Raw genomic sequence first — 24,999 nt, 5'->3', positions numbered from 1 at the left:
ATAAAGCGCGATCACCCGGCCTGGGAAAGGCCGAGCACGTCCCGCATGGAATAAAGCCCCGGCTTGCGGCCGCGAGCCCAGAGTGCGGCCTTCACCGCGCCGCGCGCGAAGATGGTGCGGTCTTCGGCCTGGTGCGAAAGCGTGATGCGCTCGCCGGTGCCGGCGAGGATCACCGAATGGTCGCCCACCACCGAGCCGCCGCGCAGCGAGGCAAAGCCGATGGCGCCGTTCTCCCGCACGCCGGTGTGGCCGTCGCGCACCCTGATGCTGTGCTCGCCAAGGCTGACGCCGCGTCCCGTCGCTGCGGCCTCGCCCAGCAGCAAGGCCGTGCCCGAAGGCGCGTCGACCTTGTGGCGATGGTGCATTTCGAGGATCTCGATGTCGAAGTCTTCCGGTCCCAGCGCCTGCGCAGCCTGCTCCACCAGCACCGAAAGCAGGTTGACGCCCAGGCTCATATTGCCGGACTTGACGATGGTCGCGTGGCGCGCGGCCGCCGCGATCTTGGCTTCGTCGCCGGCAGAGCAGCCGGTGGTGCCGATGACATGGACGATGCGCGCCTGCGCGGCATAGCCGGAAAATTCCGTGGTCGCGGCGGGCGCGGTGAAATCGAGCACGCCGTCGGCCTTGGCGAAGGCGGGCAGCGGGTCGTCGGTGATCGCAACGCCGAGCTTGCCGAGGCCGGCGAGTTCGCCCGCATCGTGTCCGACATGCGCCGAGCCAGCCCGCTCGACAGCGCCGGCCAGGCGCACGCCCGGCATGGCATGGATGGTGCGGATCAGCGTCTGGCCCATCCGCCCGGCGGCCCCGACAACCACGAGACCCATGTCGTTCATGCGTTCGCTCCCTCGGCTTTCAGGCTCGACGGCTCATCCTGCTCGGTGTCGTCGACCAGGTCGAGACCCTTCTTGTTCTGCAGGCGGTAAAAGCGCGCATAGGTGCCCTGCGGATTGGCCAGCAACTCTTCATGTGTGCCCTGCTCGATCACCCGGCCGGCTTCCATCACAACGATGCAGTCGGCATTGATCACCGTCGACAGGCGATGCGCGATCACGATCGTGGTGCGCCCCTTCATTATCGTCGTCAGCGCTTCCTGCACACGCGCTTCGGATTCGTTGTCGAGCGCAGAGGTGGCCTCGTCCAGAAGCAGGATCGGCGCGTTGCGAACGATGGCGCGTGCGATCGAGATGCGCTGGCGCTGGCCGCCCGAAAGCGTCACGCCGTTTTCGCCCACAGCCGTGTCGTAGCCGTTGGGCTGCTGGCGGATGAACTCGTCGGCGGCGGCTTGCGTCGCGGCAAAGCGAATCTCGTCGTCTGTCGCGTCCTCGCGGCCGTAGCGGATGTTGTCGGAGATGGTGCCTTCGAACAGGTATGGCTGCTGCGAGACATAGGCCATGGAACTGCGCAGCGAGTGCTTGGTCACCTTGGAGATGTCCTGCCCGTCGACGACGATGCTGCCGCCGTCGAGGTCGTAGAAGCGTTCGAGCAGCGCCGTCAGCGTCGTCTTGCCGGCGCCGGAAGCGCCGACGATCGCCGTTGTCTTGCCGGCCTCGGCCACGAAGCTCACCTCGGTCAGCACCGGCAGGTCCTCGCCATAGGCGAAGGACACGTTGTCGAAGCGCACCTCGCCCTTGCCGATCTTGATCGCCTTGGCGTCAGGCGCGTCGCCCTGCTGCGGGGTCAGGTCGAGGATTTCGTAGATCATGCGCGCATTGACCAGCGAGCGCTCGAGCCCGACCTGCAGCTTGGCCAGCCGGCGCACCGGATCGTAGGCCAAAAGCAGCGCGGTGATGAACGCGACGATCGTGCCGGGCGGCTGGCCGCCGGCTGCGGTGCGATGGCCGGCATAGGCAATCACGCCGGCCACGGCAAAACCCGCCAGCACTTCCGCAATGGGCGTCAACCGCTCCGAAACCCTGGCGATCTTGTTCGACCGCTCCTCGGCATGGTCGATCATCTTGATCATGCGCCGCGAAAGCTGGTCTTCCATGGTGAAGGCTTTCACCACGGTGATGCCCTGGGTAGCCTCCTGCATCGAGCCGATCAGCCGCGAGTTGATCTCCACCGCCTGCCGGGTGATCGAGCGCAGCCGCCGCATCAGGTAGTTGACCGAAATCACGAGCGGCGGGCCGACGAGGAAGGCGGCCAGCGACAGCAGCGGGTCCTGCCAGAACATGACGCCCACCAGCGAGATCAGCGAGACGAAATCGCGCGCAACCGCCGTCAGTGTCATCGACAGGAGGTCGCGTATGCCGCCGACATTCTGGTTGATCTGCGCGGCAAGGTGGCCGGATCGCTGCTGGGAGAAGAAGCCGATGTCGAGCTTCATAAGGTGGTCGAATATGCGCCGCTGATAGCGGGCGACGAGATTGTTGCCGACCTTGGCCAGGATCACCGCCTGCCAGTAGCCGGCAACGCCGCGGATGATGAATGCCGCCAGGATACCCACGCAGATCAGCGTGATCAGGTCGGCGCGCTGACGATAAAAGATATCGTCGATCACGCTGCTCATGATCCATGCCGGGAAGGCGGTCGTCAGCGCGACCGCCACCATGCAGGCGCCTGCGATCACGTAGGACCACACATATTCGCGGCCGTTCTCGGCCAGCACGCGCTTGATCACGGCAATGATTTCGCCGCTGTCGGGTTTGGTCCCGCTGTTCTTCTTAGAGCTCAAATTAAAGATCGTCCGTCAAAGATTGCGCTACCGCGCCCGCCACTCGGTTCGTTCCGCGATCCTAATAGCGTCATCGAGACGGCTTGCCTATGGCCGGAATGCGAATCATCGCCGTTGTGGCGTCGATGTCGCGGCTCCCCTGCCGCGCGGCGGTCTATGTACGCCAGCGCCTTCCCGTCGTTTCGACGCCGAAGCGCGATGGTATGCGGGCATAGGCCGCAAGACCGTTCAGCGCCGCCAGCGGGTGGGTGATGACATAGACCGGCATGCTGCGCAGCAGCTCGCGGTGCGGCGCCTTGTCTTCGAAAGCCTCGCGGAAATTGCCTGTCTTCAGCGCTGGCACGATCTTCTGCGCGATGCCGCCGGTGAGATAGACGCCGCCGCGGCTCATGAAGACCAGCGCAAGGTCGCCGGCGGTACGGCCGAGCGCGGTGACGAAGAAGTCCAGCGCCTCGACGGCAATCGGATCGGATTTGTCCAGTGCTGCGGCGGTGATCTCCGCCGGCGTGGCGAAACGGGCTTCCTTACCGTCGGCAATCGCGATTGCGCGATAGGAATTGACGAGCCCGCGCCCGCAGAGAATCTGCTCGCCCGAGATGCGGCCCTCGATCGGTTCGAGATGCGGGAAGATCTCGCGGTCGCGCTCGGTGCGCGGGCCGATGTCCATGTGCCCGCCTTCGCCCGGCACAGGTATCCATTTGTGGCAGGCGTGGATCAGTCCTGCGACGCCGAGCCCGGTTCCTGGCCCCAGCACGACGCGCCCGGCGGTCGGCTCGGGCTCGCCGGAGCCGATCTTTTCCATGTGCTCCTCGCCCAGCGCCGCCACGGCAAGCGCCTGCGCCTCGAAGTCGTTGAGCACGACGATGTCGGAAAGGCCGAGCGTCTCGAACATCGCCTTCGGCCGCACCACCCAAGGGCAGTTGGTCAGCGCGATCTCGTCGCTGTCAACCGGGCCCGCCACCGCCAGCACGGCCGAACGCGGCCTCAGCGAAGTATGGTCCAGCACCGCTTCCTGGATCGCGTCATCGATCGAGGCGTAGTTTGCGGTCTGCACGACGCGCGTCTCGCCCGGCTCGGAATTGGCGTCGACGATGATGGCGAAGCGCGCATTGGTGCCGCCGATGTCGCCGATCAGGATCGGAAACTGCAGGATGGAATCCTCGTCGCGGGCAGAAGACATTCTGGTCAAAATCCCCAAATTCACAGCTGGCGCAACTTGCCGATCAGCAGTTCGGCGGTCGCGTGGTTCAGCGCCAAAGGTATGTCGTAAACGATCGCCAGCCGCATTAGCGCCTTCACATCCACGTCATGCGGCATCGGCGTCAGCGGATCAACGAAGAAAATGAGCGCGTCGACCGCTCCCTCGGCAATCAGGGCGCCGATTTGCTGGTCCCCGCCCAGTGGGCCGCTTTTCAGCCGCCCTATCTCGAGTTCGGGGCAGGCGTCGACGATGCGCTGGCCGGTCGTGCCGGTGGCGACCAAGTCGCAGCCGGCCAGGAAGTCGGCATGCGCCCGGGCGAAGGCGACCATATCGTCCTTCTTTTCGTCATGCGCAATCAGCGCCAGCCGGAGAGGAGATGCCACTTGGAAACCGATGCCTAGTTTGTCGCTACGACCGTTAGCTAAATCGGTTGAAACCTATAGCCAAGGATCGGACGCGGCGAAAGGGGCCTTCGCCGCGTCGCAGCACCATTTAGTGCGAGCCTAGCCTCGCCGCCATCAGCGCGAAGGCTTTGGCAGCGGCAGGGGCGGGCGCTTGATCGGCGTCGGTGCAAAAGCGTTCGCAGGTACCGGCGGCTCGCCCACATCGATGGTCGGCTTGGCGGCATCCGGCTTGGTGGTCGCAACGCCGCTGCCGCCGGTGTCGCCCATCGTCACCGCGGCCTCCGACTGGGGCGAGGGCGCGTTGAGCACGGCGCGGCACTCCTTGGGCAGGCTCGCCATGGTCATCACGTCGCGCGCCTTGGGTGCGTCGGGGTTCTTGTTGGGGCGCCACGGCTCTTCGGTGAACCACCAGGCCAGCGACTTGTCGCAGCCGTCGCCGGCAGGCGTCGATTCCTGCGCCTTGCAGCCCACCGAGCCCGGCTGGCAGCCGATGCGGACATGGAAGTGGTAGTCGTGGCCCCAGAAGGGGCGGATCTTGCGCAGCCAGGTGCGGTCGCCCTTCACTGTGTCGCAGAGCTTCTTCTTGATGCCCGGATTGACCAGGATGCGCTCGACTTCCGGATAGCTCGCGGCGCGCTTCAAAAGCCGCTCATGCGCCGGCGACCAGAGCTTGTCGATGACCAGATGCGTCTTTTCATTTACTAGCGAGGTGGCGCTCATGTTTTCGCGCTCGACCGGCGTCAGCCGATGGTCGGGCATCGGCGTGAACCAGATATCGGCGTCGAGGCCGATCTGGTGGGAGGCATGGCCGGTCAGCATCGGGCCGCCGCGCGGCTGCGAGATGTCGCCGACCAGTAGGCCCGGCCAGCCGTCTGCCACCGCATCATGCGACAGCTTTTCGATCAGCCGGATCATCGTCGGATGGCCCCAGCGCCGGTTGCGCGACAGGCGCATCGCCTGCCAGGTCGGCCCGTCAGTGGCGATCGCCACGCCGCCCGAAAAACAGCCCTTGGAATAGAAGCCGTAGGAGTGCGGCGTGGTCGCCGCCGGCAATTTCTGGGCGCCGAACAGATCCTTTGCCAGCTCATCGGCACGGGCAGCCGTCGCCGCGAGCCCGGAAAGAGCGAATGCCGCCACAGCGGCCGCGGCAATGCGGGTTGCCGTCTGGAAGAGAGATTTCTTGCGCATTTTCATCCAATCCGGCCCCTTGCCGACAAGCTTGAGATGACTTGCTTAGCGAAGCGTAAACGATAGCGTGGCCTTCGTCACGATGACCTCACTCGGTCATCCGCGCTTCATCGGGCTGCGCGGCTCGCCTTCGTTCCAGTTGCCCGTCTTCCACATCGCATCGAAGGCCGTTTGATAGTCCGGATAACGGAACCGGAAGCCCGTTGCCTTGATCGCCGCGTTGGAGACGCGCTTGTTCTCGCCATAGAAAGACCGGGCCATGGGCGAAAGTTGGGCGGTTTCGAAGGGAATCTCGGGCGGCAGTGTCGCACCCATCAGCCCGGCGGCATAAGTCACCACGTCCTGCGGCGGCGAGGGCTGGTCGTCGGTGACGTTGAAAACGCCACCCATGTTCTGCTTTGCCAGGTGCCAGACGGCGCCCGCAATGTCCTCGCCATGGATGCGGTTGAACACCTGGTCCGGCTTGATGAGGCGCTTTGCGGTGCCATTGGCGAGGTTGACGAGCGCGTTGCGTCCCGGCCCGTAAATGCCGGAAAGCCGCAGCACCGCCACCGGCAGGCCGGTCTCGGTGCCAAGCGCCAGCCATTCGTTCTCCGCCGCCAGCCGCATGACGGAGCGCCGCGACACCGGCCTGCATTCGCCGGTCTCGTCCACCCATTCGCCGCTATGGTCGCCATAGACTCCGACGGTGGAGAGATAGCCGATCCATTTGAGCTTCGGCATGCCATGCAGGATCTTTTCGCGCATCGCGTTCAGTACCGGGTCGCCGGTCTCGTCGGGCGCAATGGAAATCAGCAGATGCGTGGTCTCGGCAAGCTCGACAGCCAGCTCATCGGTGAGCGTTCCATCGAAAACGAAGGGACTTATGCCCGCCTGCCGCTGCGCCTCGAATTTTTCGGGCGAGCGCGTGGTGCCGGCAACCTGGACGCCGAGCTCGGGCTTTGCCTGTGCGGTCGCCTTGCCGGAATAGCCGGCCCCGAAGATGAACATCTTTTCTGCGCTCATGCATGTTCCCCGATCGTCTCTTGCCAGCCGGTCGCAAAATCCCATTCCCGGCGCACCTCGGCGTCGTCTTCGCCGTTTTGCCGCGCCTCTGCAAGCGCCGCAAAAGCCGCCGGCTCCATCAGCCGCGACAGCGCCCACACCGCCGCCCCGCGCACCAGCGGCGAGGCATCGCCGAGCAGGCTTTCGCAAGCTGCGAGCAGCCCACGCTCGCCCGAATTGCCGGCGGCGACCAGCACGTTGCGCACAAAGCGGTCGCGGCCGATACGCTTCACCGGCGAGCCGGAGAAGAAGGCGCGGAAGGCCGTGTCGTCCATGGCCAGAAAATCCGCCAGCTTTGGCGCAAGCAGGTCGTCGCGGGCGGCAAGCTTCATCTCCGAGGCGGCCTGCGCAAACTTGTTCCATGGGCAGGCGGCCAGGCAATCATCGCAGCCATAGATGCGGTTGCCCATCGCCGCGCGGAATTCATGCGGGATCGGCCCCTTGTTCTCAATGGTGAGGTAGGAGATGCAGCGCCGCGCATCGAGCTTGTAGGGCGCGGGAAAGGCGTTGGTCGGGCAGGCGTCGAGACAGACGCGGCAGGAGCCGCAATGGTCGACTTCCCGCGCATCGGGCGTAATCTCGGCAGTGGTGAAGATGGTGCCCAAAAACAGCCACGAGCCGAACTGCCGGCTCACGAGGTTGGTGTGCTTGCCCTGCCAGCCGATGCCGGCTGCCTCGGCCAGCGGTTTTTCCATCACCGGGGCTGTGTCGACGAACACCTTCACGTCGCCGCCGGCGCGGGCCACGATCTTGCCGGCCAGCTCTTTCAGCCGGCCCTTGATGACGTCGTGATAGTCGCGGTTGCGGGCATAGACGGAGATCGCGCCCCGCTCGGGCATTGCCTGCAGGGCGCGCGGATCCTCGCCTGGGCCGTAGTTCATCGCCAGCACGATGATGGACCGAACGTCGGCCCAAAGCGCTTTGGGGGCGGCTCGGCGCTCGAGCGTTTCGGCCATCCAGCCCATCGAGCCATGAAAGCCGGCGTCAACGAACTCGGCCAGCCGGGCCGGTGCCTGCGGGATTGAATCGGGCGCAGCGACGGCAATGACGTCGAAGCCGGCGCGGCGAGCCTCGCGGTCGATCATCTGCCGCAGGCGCTCGCCCGCGTCGGATCTGCCCCTTTCGGGTTTATCAGAAGTCGAGGTCCGCATAGTGCGATACCGGCGAAATTCCGCGCACCCGGTCGCCGAGCAGCGGGCGGAAGGAGGGCCGCGACTTCACCCGCGTGTACCAGTCGCGCGCGGCGCTGTTGTCGCTCCAGTCGATCTCGCCCAGATAGTCGAGCACGGAGATGGCGGCGGCGGCCGCGAGGTCGGCATAGGTGATGCGCGGGCCGGCCAGCCAGTGGCGGGTGCCGGCCAGCCAGTTGGTGTATTTCATGTGCTGGCGGATATTGGCGCGGGCGGCGCGGATGGCGCCCGAATCCGGCGAGCCGCCGCCCACCTCGTTGGGCATCAGCGGCTTCAGCACGCGCTCGCGCACCAGGTGCTTGGTCACCTCGCTATCGGTCTTGACCAGATACCAGTCCACCAGCCGGCGGATCTCGGCGCGCTCCATCGGGTCCTCGGCGAACAGGCGCCGCTCGCGCTTCAGCACGCCGCGCGTCTCGTCGAGATATTCGGCGATCACGCCGGCGCCGATGATCGGCACGTCGCCCTCGGCCAGGAGCACCGGCAGCGTGCCGGCGGCGTTGAGCGCCAAAAACTCCCTGCGTCGCGCCCACGGCTTTTCCTCGATCAGCGCCAGCTCCTCACCATACTCGCCAAAGGCGAGGCGAACGAAGCGGCAGGAGGCGAACATGGGGTGATGGAAAAGCGTCAGCATGGTTCCGTGGCAAAAACTGCGCTGGTCATTCTTCGGCCGCGCCGGTAGTTCTATCTCTGCCCGATTCACCGGGCGGTCAAGGCGCATCCGTATAGGGACAGTTCGGCGCCCTGACAAGCAAGCCCACCATTCCCCCTGCATCGTCGAGACATTCATGGAACATCAAACCATCGTCGAAGCCCTGCTGCTTGGTCTGCTCGAGGGCTTAACCGAGTTCATCCCGGTGTCGTCCACCGGCCATATGCTGCTGGCCGGCCATTTCCTGGGCTTTGAGTCCACCGGCAAGGCCTTTGAGGTGCTGATCCAGCTCGGCGCCATCCTGGCCATCCTGTCGGTCTATTTCGGGCGGCTTTGGAAGATCGCGACCAGCCTGCCAAGTGACCCCGGCGCGCGGCGCTTCGTGTTCGGCGTCCTGCTCGCCTTCCTGCCGGCGGCCGTCATTGGCTTCCTGGCGCATGACTTCATCAAGACGGTGCTTTTCGAATCGCCGATGCTGATCTGCGTCATGCTGATCGTCGGCGGTGTTGCGCTGCTCTGGGTCGACAGGCTCGCGCTGACGCCGAAATATCGCAACGTGACGGATTACCCGCTGCCGGTCTATCTGGGCATCGGCTTCTTCCAGTGCCTGGCCATGATCCCCGGCACGTCGCGCTCGGGCGCAACCATCGTCGGCGCGCTCTTGATGGGCACCGACAAGCGCTCGGCGGCCGAGTTCTCCTTCTTCCTCGCCATGCCCACCATGGCCGGCGCCTTCACGCTCGAGCTGATCAAGAACCGTGATGTGCTGACGGCGGCCGACCTGCCGATCATCGGCGTCGGCTTCGTGGCCGCCTTCATCTCCGGCGTGTTCGTCGTGCGGCACCTGCTCGACTATGTCTCGCGCCACGGTTTTGGGCTGTTCGCCTGGTGGCGTCTGATCGTCGGCACCGCCGGCCTCGTAGCGCTGCTGATCTGGGGCTGAGCCCGGCAAGACAAACGGGCCGGCTTCGGCTGCCGGCCCGTTTTGAACAAATGTCCTCGCTGGGAGGCGCTCACCCGCAGCAGGATGAAGTCAGCATCGCTGAAATATTCTTGTCCTCGTCGGGATATTCGTCGTGGCGCTTCACCCAGTCCATTGCGCTCTTCTCGTTGCGGCCCTTGGGCGTGCGGTCGAGGTAGACATAGGCGCCTAGCCTCTCCTCGTCGCCCCGCGCATATTGCGAGAAGGTGCGGAAGACGTTGCCGTTCTCGTCCTTGTAGAACACGGTCATGCCGGGCAACTCGTCCATCTCGAAGTCGAGCGGCTTGTAGTTGTAGACCGCCGTGCCGTTCTTGATGTCTTCCTTGTTGAACGAGACGCCGAAATCATAGTTGAAGTCGCTGCCGAAGGACGACACCCAGTCGAACTTCCAGCCCATGCGCTTCTTGTAGGCCTCGATCTTGGGCAGCGGCGCGCGCGAGACGGCCACCAGCGTCACGTCATGCTGCCTCAAGTGCTGGTTGGCGCCGTCGATATGGTCGGCACCGAAGGAGCAGCCCACGCAGCCCGCTTCCCAGTCCGGCCCGAGCATGAAGTGGATGACCACCAGCTGGCTGCGCCCGTCGAACAGGTCCTCGAGCGTCCTTTTGCCCTGCGGCGTGTCAAACAAATAGTCCTTTTCCACGCGCGTCCAGGGCAGCGCCTGCCGCTCGGCGTTCAGCCGGTCGCGGTGACGCGTATATTCCTTCTCCTTGGCCAGATGCGCCTTCTGGGCTTCCAGCCATTCCTGCTGCGATACGACTTTATGCGGTTCCATGGTCCTTTTCCTTCCTGTGAGCGGAAATGCCATTCCGGATCGACATGCGCGGCCAGGAACCGTCCTCGATTGCGGCAGAAACTCTGCCGCCGAGAGCGGGTTCCGGACCGGTGGGTCCTCTTATTTAACCTGTTGGTTAAGTATGGCTCGCCAAGCTGCGGCTGTCAAGCAGCGCGGAGATCGATGCGGGGAGCCCTGGGGCGGGTGTTTCAGGGATGAGGCGAGGGGCCTTACATCGGCTTCAGCGAGGCCGCCTGGGTCCGCCGCGCCCAGCGCGCCACCAGCCAGAACAGCATTGCCCAGGCCGCACCGGCGCACCAGCCGGCCAGCACGTCGGATGGCCAATGGACGCCGAGATAGAGCCGGCTGATGCCGACGATGAAGGTGGTCATCACGGCCACCGAAAGCACATAGATCTTGGTTGCCCGGTCGGGCACGGTCTGCGCCAGAAGCGCGCCGAGCGTCAGATAGGTCACCGCCGACATCATGGCGTGGCCGCTCGGGAAGCTCATCGTACTGACGTTGGCCAGATGCGGCACCACCTCGGGGCGCGGCCGGTCGATGCCGAGCTTCAGCAGGCTATTCAGCGCCTGGCCGCCGGCAATGGCCAGCAGCACGAAGAAAGCGGCGAGCGCCTTGCGCGTCACCAGGAGATAGATGATCGCGGCAGCGGAGATGTAGATCAGCACCGCTGCGCTGCCCAGGCTCGTCAGGTCGCGCATCGCTTCCTGCAGCCAGTGCGGCCCGATCGGCGTGGCAAGGTCTTCCGGCGTGCGCAATGCCAGCAGGATTTCGGTGTCGAAGCCGTGCGGCGCCGAATTCCGCGCCAGCTCCATCAGCTCGACGAAGCCCCACAAACCGCCCGCCACGATCAGCGCGGCAAGCAGGACGGTGAATTCGACCTTGCCGAAAAGACCCGACCGCGCTGTGCTCATGAAGACTACCCGATGCTTTGTCGCTGCAGAAATGCAGGAGTTAGATAGGGAGGCAAGTCGCCTTCAACATCAGGCCGCGCAATTATGGTGCGCGGCCGAGCATCGCATGGCAGTGTGAAGGGGAGCCAAAAATTACTGGCCGCCGGCCTGCGGCCCAAGCGTGATCAGGCCCACGGCTAGGATGGCAAGCACCACGCCGCCGCTCTGCACCACGCTCAACCGCTCGCCGAAGAAGGCCAGCGCGATCACGTTGATCGCCACCAGCTGGATCACCGCCGACAGGCTGAAGGCCGAAGCCATGCCGAATTCGCGCACCAGGCGCAGCATCACCAGATTGCCCGCCGAATAGAGCACCAGCGTCAGCACCAGTTTCGGCAGGCCGGGCGCCAGCGCCCAGGATTTCGCGCAAGCCGCGGCGAGAAGGAAGATCACCGTCGAGGCGGCGAGCTGCAGAAAGCCGAATAGGGTCAAGTCGCTCTCCACGGGCATGGCGCAGGCGGCCACGTCGGCACCCAGCTCAAAACTCCGGCCCGTCCAGGCGATGTCTGGCAAAGCTGCCGCGCGTCGTCAAGGTGCAGCTGCCCCAACGGTCTGCCACAATTGCCCGCGTGCTGGTCCAGCACCTTGCCCGGCCGCGTCCGCGCGGATACCTCTTTGCCCATAAGAATTGCGCCGACGCAGTGCGTGGCGACGAAAGGGGAGTGCAAAAAATGTCGGAACTGAAGACGGCCATCATCACCGCAGGCGGCAGTGGCATGGGGGCGGATGCCGCCCGCAAGCTTGCCGAGGACGGTTTCAAGGTCGCCATCCTGTCCTCGTCGGGCAAGGGCGAGGCGCTGGCCGAGAAGCTCGGCGGCATCGGCGTCACCGGCTCCAACCGCTCCAACGACGATCTCAAGCGGCTGGTGGACGCCACCGTGGAGAAATGGGGCCGCATCGATGCGGTGGTCAACAGCGCCGGTCACGGCCCTCGCGCGCCGATCCTGGAGATCAGCGACGAGGAGTGGCAGCTCGGCATGGAGACTTATCTGCTCAATGCCGTGCGCATCGCGCGGCTGGTCACGCCGGTCATGCAGGCGCAGAAATCCGGCTCCATCGTCAACATCTCGACCTATGCCACCTTCGAGCCGGAAGCATTGTTCCCGACCTCGGGCGTGTTTCGCGCCGGGCTCGCCTCCTTCACAAAGCTGTTCGCCGACAAATACGCGCCCGACAATGTGCGCATGAACAATGTGCTGCCGGGCTTTATCGACAGCCTGCCGGAAACCGGCGAGCGTCGCGAACGCATCCCGATGGGCCGCTACGGCCGCGTCGAGGAGGTGTCGGAGCTGATCGCCTTCCTCGCCAGCGAGAAGTCGAGCTACATCACCGGCCAGAACATCCGCATCGACGGGGGCATCACGAGGTCGGTGTAAGCATCTTACAGGCGGCGGCTGCGCGAGATCCCCTTGGCGATCTCGCCGGCCTGCTGGACCGCGGCATAGAAGCAGCCGCGGAGGTTGGGCCGCATGCCGAGGAACCAAAGGCCCGGCGCGTTCGGATGGTCCGAGCCGTTGACGAGCGGAAAGCCGCGCTCGTCCAGCACGCCATATTCGCCCACCAGCCCATCGAGCCCGGTGCGATAGCCGGTGCCGGCGATCGTCACGTCGGGCCGTATCGTCTGCCCATCGTCGAGCACCACTGCGCCATCGGGACGGAACTCGCGCACCGTCGGCACCACCTTGATGCGCCCGGCCTTGATCGCATTCATGGCGCCGTCGTCGGCAGCGATCGCAGTGTAGTCGGAGCGCAGGCGGCTCACCCCGCCGCCCGGCGCCTTGGGCATGCCGTAGCGGGTCATGTCGCCCCACATCAGCCGCTGCGTGGTTCCCACCACGGCGTCCGCCAGCCAGTTCGGCAGCGCATTGGTGACAGGTGAGAACATGTGCACCGCCACATTGGCGATGCGCTTGGGCAGGATCGACGGCCCGTTGCGCGCCGCAAGCCACAGCTGCCCGGTCTTGGCGCGGATGAGGTGGTTGAGCAGGTCGAAGCCCGAATTGCCGGCGCCGATCACCAGCACCGACTTGCCGGCATAGTCGTTCGCCTGGCCGAAATCGGCGGCGTGGATCAGCCTGCCGCCAAACTCCTTGGCGCCCTTCCACTCGGGCATATAGGGATGCTTGTCGCGGCCGGTCGCCACCACCACGTCGCGCGCCAGCCGCTTGGCGCCGTTCGCCCGCACCGCCCAAAGCCCGTCCTCGCGCGAAATGGTGTCAACCGTCACGCCATATTCGATCGGCAGTCTGTGGTGCTTTCCGAAGGCCATGAGATGGTCGACCACCGCGTCGCGCCCGGGAAAGGCCGGCGTTCCCTTCGGAAAGGCCAGGCCCGGCATGGCCGAGAAATTGCGATGGGTGTTCAGCGTGATGTTCTTGTGCCGGCGCCGCCATGGTTCGCCGATGCGCGCCTCCTGTTCGAGGATCACCGAAGCCACCCCGATCTTGCCCAGCGCATGCGACGTTGCCATGCCGGCCGGCCCCGCGCCGATCACGATCACCCGTTCGACATCAGTTGAAGACATGTGACTCTCGCTGGATTTTCTGCCGTGGACACGGCGCGCTGGTGCGATCTTTGTGGCGCAACCGAAGATTTTGAGCAAGAGTGGCTTTGCCGGCCAAAGAAGATGACGGGGATCTTCTTGTCGCCGCGGCACGGGGACTTGACCAAAGCATGCGGTTCCTACGCAAGAGTTTCGACGCCTTGCTCGACTGGCGCGCCGCCACCGTGCCGCGCATGGAGCTGGCATTCGAGGACCGGCTGCGGCTGGTGCGCCGCCACGGCGACTTCTCGCTCGCCTATTCCACCGCGATCCAGGACGATCTCAGCTATTTCGGCGATGCCGACGGCTACATCGCCTTTTCCACCAAGATGGGCCAGCATTTCGCGCTGGGCGATCCGGTCGCGGCGCAGGGCGAAAGGCCTGCCTATCTCAGACGTTTCATCGAGGCGGCGCGCACCCCCTGGTTCGTCCAGATCGGCGAAGAGACCGCCCGCGTGCTTGCCGGGCTCGGCTACCGCATCAACCGCGCCGGCATCGACACCCGCCTGCCTTTGCCCGCGCATGATTTCTCCGGTACGCGCAACGAAACCGTGCGCTATTCCGAGCGCTGGCTGTTCAAGCACGGCTATTCCATCATCGAGGACGACGGCAGCGTCGCCTCGCACGAACACGTCAAGCGCCTGTCGGACAGCTGGCGCGCCGAGCGCGTCGTCAAGCGCTGGGAGATGCGCTTTCTCAACCGGCCATTCCGCACCAGCCTCGGCGACGGCATGCGCCGTTTCGTGCTGATCGATCCGGATGCGCGGGCGGTGGCGCTGCTCGACTTCGACCCGATCTTCAGGGGCGGCGAGGTCGTCGGCTACACCACCGCCTTCAAGCGCAAATTTGCCGAAACCACCCCGCATGCAGAAATCGGACTGACGAAATTCGCCGTCGACCGCTTCCGCAAGGAGGGGCGGGGCCTCGTCACGCTCGGCCTGTCGCCGCTGGCCGACATCCGCGAAAGCGGCTTTGACGAAAGCCCTTTCTGGCGCTCGATGTTCTCCCGCGCCTACAACTCGGGCCACATCAACCGGCGCGTCTTCAACCTGCAGGGACAGGCCGCCTTCAAGCGCCGCTTCCACGGCGAGGAAGAGCCCACCTATATCGCCTTCAAGCGGGCCACCCCGCTCGAGGTCATGGCGCTCTTGCGCCTGTGCAAGGCGGTGTGAGCCGAGAGAGAAGATAGCTGGAGCCACCCTCGTGGTTCGAGGCTCCGCTCCGCTTCGCACCTCACCATGAGGGTGGGGCAGCGCCAACGTTCCTCATCCTGAGGAGGCGGCGTGAGCCGCCGTCTCGAAGGACGCACCCATCATCTCGCGAGCGTGCCGCCCCCTTGGCTTCCCAATTTCGAACGTCCAAGGTTGGCATTGCGGCATTCCAGTAGCCCTCATGGTGAGGTGCCCGGCCCGCACGGCGTGGGGCGTTGATCGCAAGCCCAACAAGGCCGGGACTCGAACCACGAGGGCGCCAGGCGCCAGTTTCCAGCAGCGACCCTTGCCGCATCCCCTGCGGGGGATAAGGTTATCCGCATGAGCCACGTCAACGATCCCGGGTTTCGGGAGATCACCAAATATCTTTGAGAGGCCGGTCATGAACTCGCTGCCCATCGAACGATATACCCACGACCACGTCTTCCTCGGCGAGCATCACGACCGCAACGCACGCCGCACCTACATGGTCATCGCGCTGACATTCGCCATGATGGTGGGCGAGATCGTCGCCGGCCTGCTCTTCAACTCCATGGCCCTTCTGGCCGACGGCTTTCACATGTCCACCCATGCCGGCGCGCTGGCTATCACGGCGGCGGCCTATGCCTATGCGCGCCGCCATGCGCGGGACGACCGCTTTGCCTTCGGCACCGGCAAGTTCGGCGAGCTTGCCGGCTATACCAGCGCCATCGTTCTGGCGGTGATCGCGGTGATGATCGTCTATGAGTCTGCGATGCGGCTCGTCGAGCCCGTTCCCATCCGCTTCAACGACGCAATCGCCGTGGCCGTGCTCGGCCTTGGCGTCAATCTGGTCAGCGCCTGGCTGCTGTCGGGTGGTGGCGACCGCGATCACGCGCACCACCATCATGACCATCACGCGCACCACCACCATCATGCGCATGACGACCACAATCTCCGCTCAGCCTATCTGCATGTGCTGGCCGACGCCATGACCTCGGTGCTTGCCATCTTCGGCCTGCTCGCCGGCTGGCTCTATGGCTGGATCTGGATGGACGCGGTGGTGGGCATTATCGGCGCCTTCGTCATCGCCAGCTGGTCCTGGGGCCTGCTGCGGACTTCCGGTGCCGTGCTGCTCGACGCCCGCGCCGACGATGCGCTCGCAGCCCGTGTGCGCCGGCTTCTCGAGCGTGACGGCGACCGCGTCGCGGATCTCCATCTGTGGCGGCTGGGGCCGGGCCACATGGGGCTCATCGTCTCCGTCGTCTCGGCGCTGCCGCAGCAACCCGAAAGCTACAAGTCCCGGCTCGCTGGCCTGCCCAGGCTCTCGCATGTAACCGTCGAGGTTCACGCCGCATAAGCGGCGTTGAATGGTACGAAATACGGCCTGTGGCTCCCGGCTATTCTTGCCCCGCCGCTTTTGACCGGCGCGACATTCGCCCTATTTTTCCGCGCGAAACAGAGCGGGAGAATCCTGATGGATCCGGTGATGTTGTCGCGCGTACAGTTCGCTGCGAATATTTCCTTCCACATTCTGTTTCCTTCGCTGACCATCGCCCTCGGTTGGGTCCTTCTCTTCTTCAAGCTGCGCTACAACAGCACCTCCGATCCGGCCTGGATGCGCGCCTACTTCACCTGGGTGAAGGTTTTCGCTCTGTCCTTCGCGATCGGCATCGTCACCGGCATCACCATGAGCTTCCAGTTCGGCACCAACTGGCCGATCTTTATGCAGCGCGTCGGCAATATCGCGGGCCCGCTGCTCGCCTATGAGGTGCTGACGGCCTTCTTCCTCGAGGCGGTGTTCCTCGGCATCATGCTGTTCGGCTTCCGCCGGGTGTCAAACAAGGTGCACACGGCCGCCACCGTTCTGGTCGCATTCGGCACGACTCTGTCGGCCTTCTGGATCCTGGCCCTGGACTCCTGGATGCAGACGCCGATCGGCTTCGAGATTCGCGACGGCGTCGCCCACGCGACCAGTTGGTGGCAGGTCGTCTTCAACCCGTCCTTCATCTATCGCCTGGTGCACATGCTCCTGGCATCGGGCCTGACAGTCGCATTCTTCATCGCCGGCCTCTCGGCGCTGCGCTATCTGGCGGGCGACCGGTCGGACGCGATGTGGAAAGCGATGCGCACCGGCGTCTACCTGGCAGCCGTGTTGATCCCGCTGCAGATCTTCGCCGGCGACCAGCACGGCCTCAACACGCTGGAATACCAGCCGCAGAAGGTGGCGGCCATGGAAGCCAATTGGGAAACGCGCGCCAACGTGCCGCTTATCCTGTTTGCCCTTCCCGACGAGGCAACGCGGCAAAACAGATTCGAAGTCAGCATTCCGGGCGGCGCGAGCCTCATCCTGCGGCACAGCGCCAATGGCGTGGTGCAGGGCCTCAACGAATTTGGCGACAACCATCCGCCGGTCGCGCCCGTCTTCTGGGCGTTCCGCATCATGGTGGGGACCGCCATCATCATGCTGATCGTCTCGTGGGTCGCCGCCTGGAACCTCTGGCGGCGCGGCAAGATGCCTAGGTGGCTCGCCATCATCCTCGTGCCCATGACGCTGTCGGGCTGGCTCGCCACGCTCGCCGGCTGGTACACCACCGAGATCGGCCGCCAGCCCTGGCTGGTCACCGGCGTACTGCGAACGGCCGAAGCCGTCGGCCCGGTTCCCGCCGAGCATGTCGCACTGACGCTGATCCTCTACACGCTGCTCTACATCGTGCTGATCGTCGCCTATCTCGGCACGCTGGTTCACCTGTCGCTCAGGGCGGCCAAGGAGGGCGACGAGTCGCCACTGCCGGGCGTGCTGGACAGGCCGCTGTCGCAACCCGCGCACGACACGGAGTAAAGCCATGTCGAACCTGGACTGGTCCACCATCCTGCCATTCGTCTTCGCCTGCCTCATGGGCGTGTCGATCCTCATCTATGTCGTGCTCGACGGCTTCGACCTTGGCGTCGGCATCCTTTTCGGCATTGCCTCCGACCACGAGAAGGACACGATGATCTCGGCCATTGGCCCGTTCTGGGACGCCAACGAAACCTGGCTGGTGCTCGCCGTCGGGCTTCTGCTCGTGGCCTTCCCCTTCGCGCACGGCGTCATTCTCACCGCGCTCTATCTGCCGGTCTTCGTCCTGCTGCTCGGGCTCATCCTGCGTGGCGTCGCCTTCGATTTCCGCGCCAAGGTGCCCGTCCACCGCAAGCGTCGCTGGAACCGCGCCTTCTTCGTGGGCTCCGTGCTTGCCTCGCTGGCGCAGGGCTACATGCTCGGCATCTATGTGCTGGGGCTCGACACCAGCCTTGCCGCCATGGCCTTCGGCGTGCTGGTGGCGCTGTGCCTCGCCGCTTCCTATGCGGCGATGGGCGCGGCCTGGCTGATCTACAAGACCGAGGGCGAGCTGCAGCACAAGGCGGTGCGCTGGCTGCGCAACCTTTTGGTGCTGACCGCGCTCGGCATGCTGGCCGTGTCGGCCGCAACGCCGCTCACCAGCCCCCGCATCTTCGACCGCTGGTTCACCTTGCCCGACATGCTCTATGTGGCGCCGCTGCCGATCCTGTCGGTCATCCTGTTCGTCTGGCTCTGGTGGCAGACCTTTCACCTCCCCAAGGAGGGCGACCGCCACGCCATGCTGCCGTTCCTGACACTCGCGGCCATCTTCGTGCTCGGCTTCGCCGGCCTTGGCTGGTCGTTCTACCCCTATGTCGTGCCCGAAAAGCTGACCATCTGGCAGGCCGCCGCCTCCACCGAAAGCCTCGCCATCATACTTGTCGGCACGCTGATCGTGCTGCCCGTCATCCTCGGCTATTCGCTCTACGCCTACCGGGTGTTTGGTGGAAAAGCATCGGAACTGACCTACGACTAGTTGCGGGCAAGCAGCGTCAGCGCGCCTGCGCTGGCCAGACAGATCAGGAGCAAGCCTGCAGCACAATCGAAGATGCGCAAGCCCCGCGGGCTGCGGATGACGCGCGCGAGCAGCCGCCCGCCGAGCGTGTAGCTGAAGCAGTTCATCGTGGAAGCGCCGGCGAGGCCGAAGAAGAGCAACAGGCGTAGCACCGGATCGTCGAGATCGGCGGCAACAACGCTCGGCATGACCAGCCGCTCCAGGTAGGTCAGCGGATTGAGCCATATCGTCCGCAACGAACTGGCGATGTGTGTGCTCTCCGCGGGACGTTCGTCCGTCACCGCCCGCGACAGCGCCTTGCGCAGCGATGACGTCGCGAAATAGAGCAGCGCGACGACGCCAAGCCAGGGCAGCACCTTGGTGAGCCAGGCACTCTGCTCGTTGATCTCCGCGCCGAGCACGATGCCGACGGCGGCCAGCGCGTTGTAGCTGGCCCAGACGGTCGCCGCGACGGTCACCGGCCGCGTCCGGCCGATCGCCGCCCTCAGCATCATCAGATTGTTCGGGCCGACCGAGAGGATCGACGCAAGGCCCAGCGCCAGCCCCAGTTGCAGGACCGACATCGGCTCCGGCTGTGTCGTCATGGCCGGCCGCCGGCATTCGAAAGGCTGCGGCAAACGCCGGCCCCAAGACTTCCCAAACAACCAGACGATCTGCAGTTGCCGCCCATTCCAGCCTCGCTCGGGGTGATCGCTGCGCCGTTCCCAGACACCACGAACGAGGATTTTCCGCGCAATGCGCCGCCCGCGCATCCTCCGTTTGAACGAAGTTGCAGGAAGCTGTCGTCTGCGGCCGGAGCAGGAAGCCGGGCTCCGACACGCGAAAGGCCGGTTTGCGCGCGCATTCCGGCATGAATCTCCTTTGCCTTTTGCGTGCCCCCTGCTAAATGCGCGGCCATGACCACACCGCTCGATCACATCCGCAATTTCTCCATCGTCGCCCATATCGACCATGGCAAATCCACGCTCGCCGACCGGCTCATCCAGATGACCGGCGGCCTAGACGCGCGCGAAATGGCGGGCAAGGAGCAAGTGCTCGACAATATGGACATCGAGCGCGAGCGCGGCATCACCATCAAGGCGCAGACCGTGCGCCTCAACTACCGCGCCAAGAACGGCGAGGACTACGTCCTCAACCTCATCGATACGCCCGGCCACGTCGACTTCGCCTATGAAGTGTCGCGCAGCCTCGCTGCATGCGAAGGCTCGCTGCTGGTGGTCGACGCCTCCCAGGGCGTCGAGGCGCAGACGCTCGCCAACGTCTACCAGGCCATCGACAACAACCACGAGATCGTCGTGGTGCTGAACAAGATCGACCTGCCCGCCGCCGAGCCCGAGCGCATCAAGGAGCAGGTCGAGGAAGTCATCGGCATCGACGCCAGCCAGGCCGTCTACATCTCGGCCAAGACCGGCCTCGGCATCGAGGACGTGCTTGAGGCGATCATCAAGCAGCTTCCCGCCCCGCGCGCGGGCGATGCGTCCAAGCCGCTCAAGGCCATGCTGGTCGACAGCTGGTACGACGCCTATCTCGGCGTCATCGTTCTGGTGCGCGTCATCGACGGCGTGCTCAAGAAGGGCCAGACCATCCGCATGATGGGCACCGGCGCAAAATATCCGGTCGAACGCACCGGCTTCTTCACGCCCAAGATGATCCAGGCCGACGAGATCGGCCCCGGCGAGTTCGGCTTCATCACCGCCTCGATCAAGGAAGTGGCAGACACGCGCGTCGGCGACACCATCACCGACGACCGCCGCCCCACCGAACAGGCCCTGCCGGGCTTCAAGCCGGCGCAGCCGGTGGTGTTCTGCGGCCTGTTCCCGGTCGACGCCGCGGACTTTGAAGATCTCCGCGCGGCAATGGGCAAGCTGCGCCTCAACGACGCGAGCTTCTCCTTCGAGATGGAAACCTCGGCGGCACTCGGCTTCGGCTTCCGCTGCGGCTTCCTGGGCCTTCTGCACCTCGAAATCATCCAGGAGCGGCTGGAGCGCGAGTTCAACCTCGACCTCATCGCCACCGCCCCGTCGGTCGTCTACCGCATGGTCATGAACGACGGCGATGTGAAGGAGCTGCACAACCCGGCCGACATGCCCGACGTGGTCAAGATCGCCCACATCGAGGAGCCGTGGATCCGCGCCACCATCCTCACCCCCGACGACTATCTCGGCGGCATCCTGAAGCTTTGCCAGGACAGGCGCGGCATCCAGGCCGACCTTTCCTACGTCGGCAAGCGCGCCATGCTGGTCTACGACCTGCCGCTCAACGAAGTCGTGTTCGACTTCTACGACCGGCTGAAGTCGATCTCGAAAGGCTATGCCAGCTTCGACTACCACCTCACCGATTATCGCGAAGGCGACCTGGTGAAGATGTCGATCCTGGTCAATGACGAGCCGGTGGACGCGCTCTCCATGCTGGTGCACCGCACGGCGGCCGAAAAGCGCGGCCGCGTCATGTGCGAGAAGCTGAAAGAGCTGATCCCGCAGCACATGTTCAAGATTCCGATCCAGGCGGCCATCGGCGGCCGCATCATCGCGCGCGAAACCATCTCGGCCCTGCGCAAGGACGTCACCGCCAAGTGCTACGGCGGCGACGTGTCGCGTAAGCGCAAACTTCTGGAAAAGCAGAAGGAAGGCAAGAAGCGCATGCGCCAGTTCGGCAAGGTGGACATCCCGCAGGAAGCGTTCATCCAGGCGCTCAAGATGGGTGATAACTAGCGCACGCTAAATCCCTCATTGTGAGGTGCGTCCTTCGAGACGGCGGCTCACGGCGCCTCCTCAGGATGAGGGACGTTCGCGCTGCCCCACCCTTAAGAACGGCAGCGGCACTCCAACCCTCAAAGTTGAGCGCCGTGCCACACCCCCGCCCTCATGGTGAGGTGCGGAGTGGAGCGAAGCGGAACGGAGCCTCGAACCACGAGGGTGGCTCCAGCTATCTTTTCTTCCGGCTCGCCAATTCCGGCAGCCTTTCATAGGCGAGCGCGATCAGCGCTTCCTTCTTGGCGCGCGACCAGCGCTTGATCTGCCGCTCCCGCGCAATTGCATCGATGATCAGGTCATAGGTTTCGGTGAACACCAGTTCCACCGGCCGCCGCTTGGAGGTGTATCCGTCGTAGATGCCCTCATTGTGCTCCCACACCCGTGCTTCGACCTCCTGCTTGGTCAGCCCAGTGTAATAGGAGCCATCCGAGCAGCGCAGCATATTGGATCGTGAGCAGAGGCCTCAGAAGGCAGAGGATATTGAGCAAGAGATACACGATAATCTTGTAAGCAGAGGTGTGGATTGTTCCAAAATTGTGATCAGCGTTCCAGACCGGTGCATTGAAAGTTGGTTCGCTCCGTTTTTGGATGAAAAATGCTCGTTGCAAAGAAGTGTAGCAAATTCCATTGTTGAAGGTCAGAACGCAAAATCGGAAGTAAAAAAAATATTTAAGAACAATGGAAGGAAATATGTTGAGGTAATTGATGGGGTTAATATGCTGAAGCTAATAGTCCCGGACGATGTTGTAAAAGTGAATAAGAGTTTTTCAAGATTTATTCAAAAAATCCATGATGGTTGTTGGTGGAATGGCAAGGGTTGTTAGTGCAGTCTGTTTGGAGATGGAGTGCAGTCCCGTCGCAAGGCTAACATGAGTAGAGCGCAAACAAGGCTGGTGTACCGGGCAGCGCCTCCGTGTCACCGCATCTTCGCCTCCACCCTCGGTGTTTTCGTCTTCTAGACCGGCGGGCAAAAATCCCTGCCTTTCGCGATGTTTCACCCGCGCCAGCCCTTGCCCTCTGGCAAATACTCATGGAAATCCTGACATTTCTTCAGGTCTACAAATTCTGCCCCGCCTCCGCCGCAAAAAACTTCATCCCCCACCTCTCCACCGCCCCGTATCCTGAAGGCCAAATCCGCTTCCGCGGGAAGCCTGGTGCGCACCGGGTATCAGGTGGAAGCGTCGGTGTCCGGGCTGGTGGCGCTAACGGTGGCGTTGCTGGGTGATGAACCCCCAAGTCCGGGCCTTTGCGGCGGCTGGCCACGCGAATGTGGAGGCGACTGAGCGGGGCAAGCTCACCGGCGTGGCGCGGCAAGCCGTGCCACATACTACCATAGGAGGCATGGCCCTGCGCCCCGTTTCCCGAACTCATCCTGAGCTTGTCGAGGGACAATGACCAGACGGCGAAAGCCGGGCGTGGTGGCGACAGGGGCTGGCCGGCGCTGGCTCAACCTTCCGGTGCTTCCGTGGCGAAGCTTTGTGGGCTAAGGGCAGGGGCGAGTTCAACCGCTCCGGATTGCCCGCGACATGACCCAAAAGCCCACGCCGTCGTCCCCGCTGTTTCTCGGCATCGATACCGGCGGCACTTATACCGACGCGGTGCTGTGGTCGGAGAGCGCGGGCGTCACCGCCAAGGCCAAATCGCTGACGACGCGGCACGATCTGGCGGTCGGCATTTCGGGCGCGGTCGATGCGGTGCTCTCGGAGGCCAAAGCTGACCCGGCCGGGATAAAGCTGGTGTCGATGTCCACCACGCTCGCCACCAACGCGCTGGTCGAGGGGCAGGGCGGGCGCGTGGCGCTGGTGATGATCGGCTTTTCGGAAGGCGATCTCGTCCGCGACGGGCTGAAAACCGCGCTCGGCACCGACCCGGTGGTGTTTTGCGGCGGCGGGCATGACGTGCATGGCAATGCCGCGCGGCTCGACCTTGCCGCGCTGGAGGCGGCGCTGCCGGAGCTGGAAAAATCGGTGTCGGGCTTCGCTGTCTGCGCCTATTTCGCCACCCGCAACCCGGCCCACGAAATTTTCGCACGCGACCTGATCCGTGAAAAAACCGGCCTGCCGGTCACCGCCAGCCACGAGCTCTCCGCAAAACTCGGCGGCCCGCGCCGGGCGCTGACCACGCTGCTCAATGCGCGGCTGATCTCGATGATCGACCGGCTGGTTGCCGCGACCGAAGGCTTTCTGGCCGCGCGGGGGATCAAGGCGCCGCTGATGGTGGTGCGCGGCGATGGCGCGCTGGTCTCGGCCGCGTTCGCCCGCCAGCGGCCGATCGAGACGATTCTGTCCGGCCCCGCCGCCAGCCTCGTCGGCGCCCGCCACATGACCGGCCTCGACAATGCGGTCGTCTCCGACATCGGCGGCACCACGACCGACGTCGCCGTGCTCGACAATGGCCGCCCCCGGCTCGACCCCGAAGGCGCCACCGTCGGCGGTTTTCGCACCATGGTCGAGGCGGTGGCCATGCGCACCTTCGGCCTCGGCGGAGATTCGGAGGTCGCGTTGGAAGATGGCGGGCTTTCGCCGCGCATCACGCTCGGGCCGCGCCGCGTCGTGCCGCTGGCGCTTGCCGGCATGGTGCATGGCGAGGCCGTCACTGCCGAACTGGAGCGCCAGCTGCGTGCGCCCAACCCCGGCCGCATGGACGGCCGCTTCGCCGTGCGCACCGGCGTGCCGGAGCGTCTTGCCGCCGGCCTCACCGCGCCGGAAGCCAAGCTCTACGAAGCGATCGGCTCCGTGCCGCTGCCACTCGACAGGCTGCTCACCTCGACCGCGCAGAACGCGACGCTCAACCGGTTGGTGGGGCGCGGGCTGGTGCATGTCGTCGGCTTCACGCCGTCGGATGCCGCCCACACGCTCGGCCGCCAGGACAACTGGGACGCCAAGGCCGCCCGCCTCGGCGCCGGCCTTTTTGCGCGCAAGCGCGACGGTCGCGGCCAGGCAATTGCGAGCTCGCCGGAAGCGATGGCCGAACGCGTGCTGCTCGCCGTCACGCGCAATTCGGCCGAGGTGATTCTGGAGACCGCCTTTGCCGAGGACGGGCTCGATGGTGCGTCGACCGTCGCCCATGCGCTGGTGCAGCGCGCCGTCGACGGTCATGAAGGCATCGCACGCTTCACGGTAGCCCTCGACCGCCCGGTCATCGGCCTCGGCGCTTCGGCGCCGCTGCATTATGCCGGCCTGCCGGACTTGCTGGGCAATGAGTGCGTAGTGCCGCGAGACACCGATGTCGCCAATGCGCTTGGCGCCGTGGTCGGGCAGGTGCGCATCTCGGCCGAGGCGCGCGTGAGCCAGCCCAAGGAGGGACTGTTCCGCGTCGCTTCGGGTGACGACGTCCGCGATTTTCTGAACGAGGAAGAGGCCATCCGTGTCGCCGATGCCGAGATCCGCAAGATCGCGGCGCAGCGTGCATTGGATGCCGGCACGGATGCCGCCGAGATCGAGGTCACGCATGATGTGCGCGCCTCGATGGTGGATGGCCAGCGCATGTTCATCGAGGCGCATATCCTGGCGGTCGCCACCGGCCGGCCGCGGATCGCTGCGTAAACCGCAACTTATC

General features: G+C 64.8%; 23 protein-coding genes. 9 read left to right on the top strand and 14 right to left on the bottom strand.

Features of this window, described 5'->3' with window-relative positions; translation table 11 throughout:
• Positions 1–11 precede the first annotated feature (11 nt).
• The 8 genes from dapB to M2281_RS08080 all read right to left on the bottom strand — a co-directional run bounded on the left by dapB (position 12) and on the right by M2281_RS08080 (position 8,335).
• Positions 12–833 carry a 4-hydroxy-tetrahydrodipicolinate reductase gene (gene dapB, locus M2281_RS08115; RefSeq protein WP_280820552.1) on the bottom strand — a complete coding sequence of 274 codons (822 nt, stop codon included), beginning with the start codon at positions 831–833 and terminating at the stop codon, positions 12–14.
• Positions 830–2,674 (bottom strand): ABC transporter ATP-binding protein, encoded by a 1,845-nt coding sequence (locus M2281_RS08110; protein ID WP_280820551.1) that lies wholly within the window; start codon positions 2,672–2,674, stop codon positions 830–832. Before M2281_RS08110 ends, dapB begins: the two co-directional genes overlap by 4 nt.
• Before the next feature lie 154 nt (positions 2,675–2,828).
• On the bottom strand, positions 2,829–3,854 hold the full coding sequence (locus tag M2281_RS08105) for a glucokinase (protein ID WP_280820550.1): 1,026 nt from the start codon (positions 3,852–3,854) through the stop codon (positions 2,829–2,831).
• Between the two features lie 20 nt (positions 3,855–3,874).
• Entirely contained in the window at positions 3,875–4,258 is a 384-nt protein-coding gene (locus tag M2281_RS08100; RefSeq protein ID WP_280820549.1) for a methylglyoxal synthase, read from the bottom strand.
• Between the two features lie 135 nt (positions 4,259–4,393).
• The gene (gene mepA / locus M2281_RS08095) at positions 4,394–5,473 is read right to left on the bottom strand and encodes a penicillin-insensitive murein endopeptidase (RefSeq protein ID WP_280820548.1); all 1,080 of its coding nucleotides are present in this window, start codon (positions 5,471–5,473) and stop codon (positions 4,394–4,396) included.
• Positions 5,474–5,563: 90 nt separating this feature from the next.
• Positions 5,564–6,472, bottom strand: a complete 909-nt coding sequence (locus M2281_RS08090) for an SDR family oxidoreductase (RefSeq protein ID WP_280820547.1) — start codon at positions 6,470–6,472, stop codon at positions 5,564–5,566.
• Entirely contained in the window at positions 6,469–7,662 is a 1,194-nt protein-coding gene (gene queG, locus M2281_RS08085; RefSeq protein WP_280820546.1) for a tRNA epoxyqueuosine(34) reductase QueG, read from the bottom strand. Before queG ends, M2281_RS08090 begins: the two co-directional genes overlap by 4 nt.
• Positions 7,643–8,335, bottom strand: coding sequence for a glutathione S-transferase family protein (locus M2281_RS08080; protein WP_280820545.1), 693 nt, complete (start codon positions 8,333–8,335; stop codon positions 7,643–7,645). Before M2281_RS08080 ends, queG begins: the two co-directional genes overlap by 20 nt.
• Before the next feature lie 154 nt (positions 8,336–8,489).
• Between M2281_RS08080 and M2281_RS08075 the strand changes: the two genes are divergently transcribed.
• The gene (locus tag M2281_RS08075) at positions 8,490–9,296 is read left to right on the top strand and encodes an undecaprenyl-diphosphate phosphatase (RefSeq protein ID WP_280820544.1); all 807 of its coding nucleotides are present in this window, start codon (positions 8,490–8,492) and stop codon (positions 9,294–9,296) included.
• A gap of 70 nt (positions 9,297–9,366) precedes the next feature.
• Here M2281_RS08075 and M2281_RS08070 read toward each other — a convergent pair whose 3' ends face one another.
• The 3 genes from M2281_RS08070 to M2281_RS08060 form a co-directional block, all read right to left on the bottom strand.
• On the bottom strand, positions 9,367–10,110 hold the full coding sequence (locus M2281_RS08070) for a DUF899 domain-containing protein (protein WP_280820543.1): 744 nt from the start codon (positions 10,108–10,110) through the stop codon (positions 9,367–9,369).
• Positions 10,111–10,340: 230 nt separating this feature from the next.
• Positions 10,341–11,045 (bottom strand): phosphatase PAP2 family protein, encoded by a 705-nt coding sequence (locus tag M2281_RS08065; RefSeq protein WP_280820542.1) that lies wholly within the window; start codon positions 11,043–11,045, stop codon positions 10,341–10,343.
• Positions 11,046–11,177: 132 nt separating this feature from the next.
• Positions 11,178–11,516: a hypothetical protein gene (locus M2281_RS08060; RefSeq protein WP_280820541.1), complete on the bottom strand. Its 339-nt coding sequence runs from the start codon at positions 11,514–11,516 to the stop codon at positions 11,178–11,180.
• A gap of 239 nt (positions 11,517–11,755) precedes the next feature.
• Between M2281_RS08060 and M2281_RS08055 the strand changes: the two genes are divergently transcribed.
• Positions 11,756–12,460, top strand: a complete 705-nt coding sequence (locus M2281_RS08055; protein ID WP_280820540.1) for an SDR family oxidoreductase — start codon at positions 11,756–11,758, stop codon at positions 12,458–12,460.
• A 5-nt stretch (positions 12,461–12,465) separates the two neighbouring features.
• On the opposite strand, the gene M2281_RS08050 is transcribed toward M2281_RS08055, so the two are convergent.
• Entirely contained in the window at positions 12,466–13,608 is a 1,143-nt protein-coding gene (locus M2281_RS08050) for a flavin-containing monooxygenase (RefSeq protein WP_280820539.1), read from the bottom strand.
• 149 nt (positions 13,609–13,757) lie between these two features.
• Here M2281_RS08050 and M2281_RS08045 point away from each other — a divergent pair, with 149 nt between their 5' ends.
• The 4 genes from M2281_RS08045 to M2281_RS08030 all read left to right on the top strand — a co-directional run bounded on the left by M2281_RS08045 (position 13,758) and on the right by M2281_RS08030 (position 18,649).
• Positions 13,758–14,798 carry a phosphatidylglycerol lysyltransferase domain-containing protein gene (locus M2281_RS08045; protein WP_280820538.1) on the top strand — a complete coding sequence of 347 codons (1,041 nt, stop codon included), beginning with the start codon at positions 13,758–13,760 and terminating at the stop codon, positions 14,796–14,798.
• A 421-nt stretch (positions 14,799–15,219) separates the two neighbouring features.
• The gene (gene dmeF / locus M2281_RS08040; RefSeq protein WP_280820537.1) at positions 15,220–16,155 is read left to right on the top strand and encodes a CDF family Co(II)/Ni(II) efflux transporter DmeF; all 936 of its coding nucleotides are present in this window, start codon (positions 15,220–15,222) and stop codon (positions 16,153–16,155) included.
• 117 nt (positions 16,156–16,272) lie between these two features.
• The gene (locus M2281_RS08035) at positions 16,273–17,637 is read left to right on the top strand and encodes a cytochrome ubiquinol oxidase subunit I (RefSeq protein ID WP_280820536.1); all 1,365 of its coding nucleotides are present in this window, start codon (positions 16,273–16,275) and stop codon (positions 17,635–17,637) included.
• A 4-nt stretch (positions 17,638–17,641) separates the two neighbouring features.
• A complete protein-coding gene (locus M2281_RS08030; RefSeq protein WP_280820535.1) occupies positions 17,642–18,649 on the top strand; it encodes a cytochrome d ubiquinol oxidase subunit II in 1,008 nt (335 codons plus the stop codon).
• Here M2281_RS08030 and M2281_RS08025 read toward each other — a convergent pair.
• Positions 18,646–19,272, bottom strand: a complete 627-nt coding sequence (locus M2281_RS08025; RefSeq protein ID WP_280820534.1) for a LysE family transporter — start codon at positions 19,270–19,272, stop codon at positions 18,646–18,648. The genes M2281_RS08030 and M2281_RS08025 overlap by 4 nt on opposite strands.
• A 312-nt stretch (positions 19,273–19,584) precedes the next feature.
• Between M2281_RS08025 and lepA the strand changes: the two genes are divergently transcribed.
• Positions 19,585–21,399 carry a translation elongation factor 4 gene (lepA, locus tag M2281_RS08020; protein ID WP_280820533.1) on the top strand — a complete coding sequence of 605 codons (1,815 nt, stop codon included), beginning with the start codon at positions 19,585–19,587 and terminating at the stop codon, positions 21,397–21,399.
• A 214-nt stretch (positions 21,400–21,613) separates the two neighbouring features.
• Here lepA and M2281_RS08015 read toward each other — a convergent pair whose 3' ends face one another.
• On the bottom strand, positions 21,614–21,883 hold the full coding sequence (locus tag M2281_RS08015) for a GIY-YIG nuclease family protein (protein WP_280820532.1): 270 nt from the start codon (positions 21,881–21,883) through the stop codon (positions 21,614–21,616).
• 1 nt (position 21,884) lies between these two features.
• On the opposite strand from M2281_RS08015, the gene M2281_RS08010 reads away from it, so the two are divergent.
• Positions 21,885–22,265, top strand: coding sequence for a hypothetical protein (locus tag M2281_RS08010; RefSeq protein ID WP_280820531.1), 381 nt, complete (start codon positions 21,885–21,887; stop codon positions 22,263–22,265).
• A gap of 702 nt (positions 22,266–22,967) precedes the next feature.
• Positions 22,968–24,986, top strand: coding sequence for a hydantoinase/oxoprolinase family protein (locus M2281_RS08005; protein ID WP_280820530.1), 2,019 nt, complete (start codon positions 22,968–22,970; stop codon positions 24,984–24,986).
• Positions 24,987–24,999 lie beyond the last annotated feature (13 nt).

The sequence above is a fragment of the Pseudaminobacter soli (ex Li et al. 2025) genome (genome assembly GCF_029892515.1).
Lineage (GTDB): Bacteria > Pseudomonadota > Alphaproteobacteria > Rhizobiales > Rhizobiaceae > Pseudaminobacter > Pseudaminobacter soli_A.
The sequence above is the reverse complement of the archived record's forward strand: the minus strand, read 5'-3'. Positions and strand labels throughout refer to the sequence as shown.

Excerpts from the sequence above, each read along its gene's own strand:
- dapB (WP_280820552.1), bottom strand. The coding sequence starts at position 833 with ATGAACGACATGGGTCTCGTGGTTGTCGGGGCCGCCGGGCGGATGGGC.
- M2281_RS08105 (WP_280820550.1), bottom strand. The coding sequence starts at position 3,854 with ATGTCTTCTGCCCGCGACGAGGATTCCATCCTGCAGTTTCCGATCCTG.
- mepA (WP_280820548.1), bottom strand. The coding sequence starts at position 5,473 with ATGAAAATGCGCAAGAAATCTCTCTTCCAGACGGCAACCCGCATTGCC.
- M2281_RS08090 (WP_280820547.1), bottom strand. The coding sequence starts at position 6,472 with ATGAGCGCAGAAAAGATGTTCATCTTCGGGGCCGGCTATTCCGGCAAG.
- queG (WP_280820546.1), bottom strand. The coding sequence starts at position 7,662 with ATGCGGACCTCGACTTCTGATAAACCCGAAAGGGGCAGATCCGACGCG.
- M2281_RS08080 (WP_280820545.1), bottom strand. The coding sequence starts at position 8,335 with ATGCTGACGCTTTTCCATCACCCCATGTTCGCCTCCTGCCGCTTCGTT.
- M2281_RS08075 (WP_280820544.1), top strand. The coding sequence starts at position 8,490 with ATGGAACATCAAACCATCGTCGAAGCCCTGCTGCTTGGTCTGCTCGAG.
- M2281_RS08070 (WP_280820543.1), bottom strand. The coding sequence starts at position 10,110 with ATGGAACCGCATAAAGTCGTATCGCAGCAGGAATGGCTGGAAGCCCAG.
- M2281_RS08065 (WP_280820542.1), bottom strand. The coding sequence starts at position 11,045 with ATGAGCACAGCGCGGTCGGGTCTTTTCGGCAAGGTCGAATTCACCGTC.
- M2281_RS08055 (WP_280820540.1), top strand. The coding sequence starts at position 11,756 with ATGTCGGAACTGAAGACGGCCATCATCACCGCAGGCGGCAGTGGCATG.
- M2281_RS08050 (WP_280820539.1), bottom strand. The coding sequence starts at position 13,608 with ATGTCTTCAACTGATGTCGAACGGGTGATCGTGATCGGCGCGGGGCCG.
- M2281_RS08045 (WP_280820538.1), top strand. The coding sequence starts at position 13,758 with ATGCGGTTCCTACGCAAGAGTTTCGACGCCTTGCTCGACTGGCGCGCC.
- dmeF (WP_280820537.1), top strand. The coding sequence starts at position 15,220 with ATGAACTCGCTGCCCATCGAACGATATACCCACGACCACGTCTTCCTC.
- M2281_RS08035 (WP_280820536.1), top strand. The coding sequence starts at position 16,273 with ATGGATCCGGTGATGTTGTCGCGCGTACAGTTCGCTGCGAATATTTCC.
- M2281_RS08030 (WP_280820535.1), top strand. The coding sequence starts at position 17,642 with ATGTCGAACCTGGACTGGTCCACCATCCTGCCATTCGTCTTCGCCTGC.
- M2281_RS08025 (WP_280820534.1), bottom strand. The coding sequence starts at position 19,272 with ATGACGACACAGCCGGAGCCGATGTCGGTCCTGCAACTGGGGCTGGCG.
- lepA (WP_280820533.1), top strand. The coding sequence starts at position 19,585 with ATGACCACACCGCTCGATCACATCCGCAATTTCTCCATCGTCGCCCAT.
- M2281_RS08015 (WP_280820532.1), bottom strand. The coding sequence starts at position 21,883 with ATGCTGCGCTGCTCGGATGGCTCCTATTACACTGGGCTGACCAAGCAG.
- M2281_RS08005 (WP_280820530.1), top strand. The coding sequence starts at position 22,968 with ATGACCCAAAAGCCCACGCCGTCGTCCCCGCTGTTTCTCGGCATCGAT.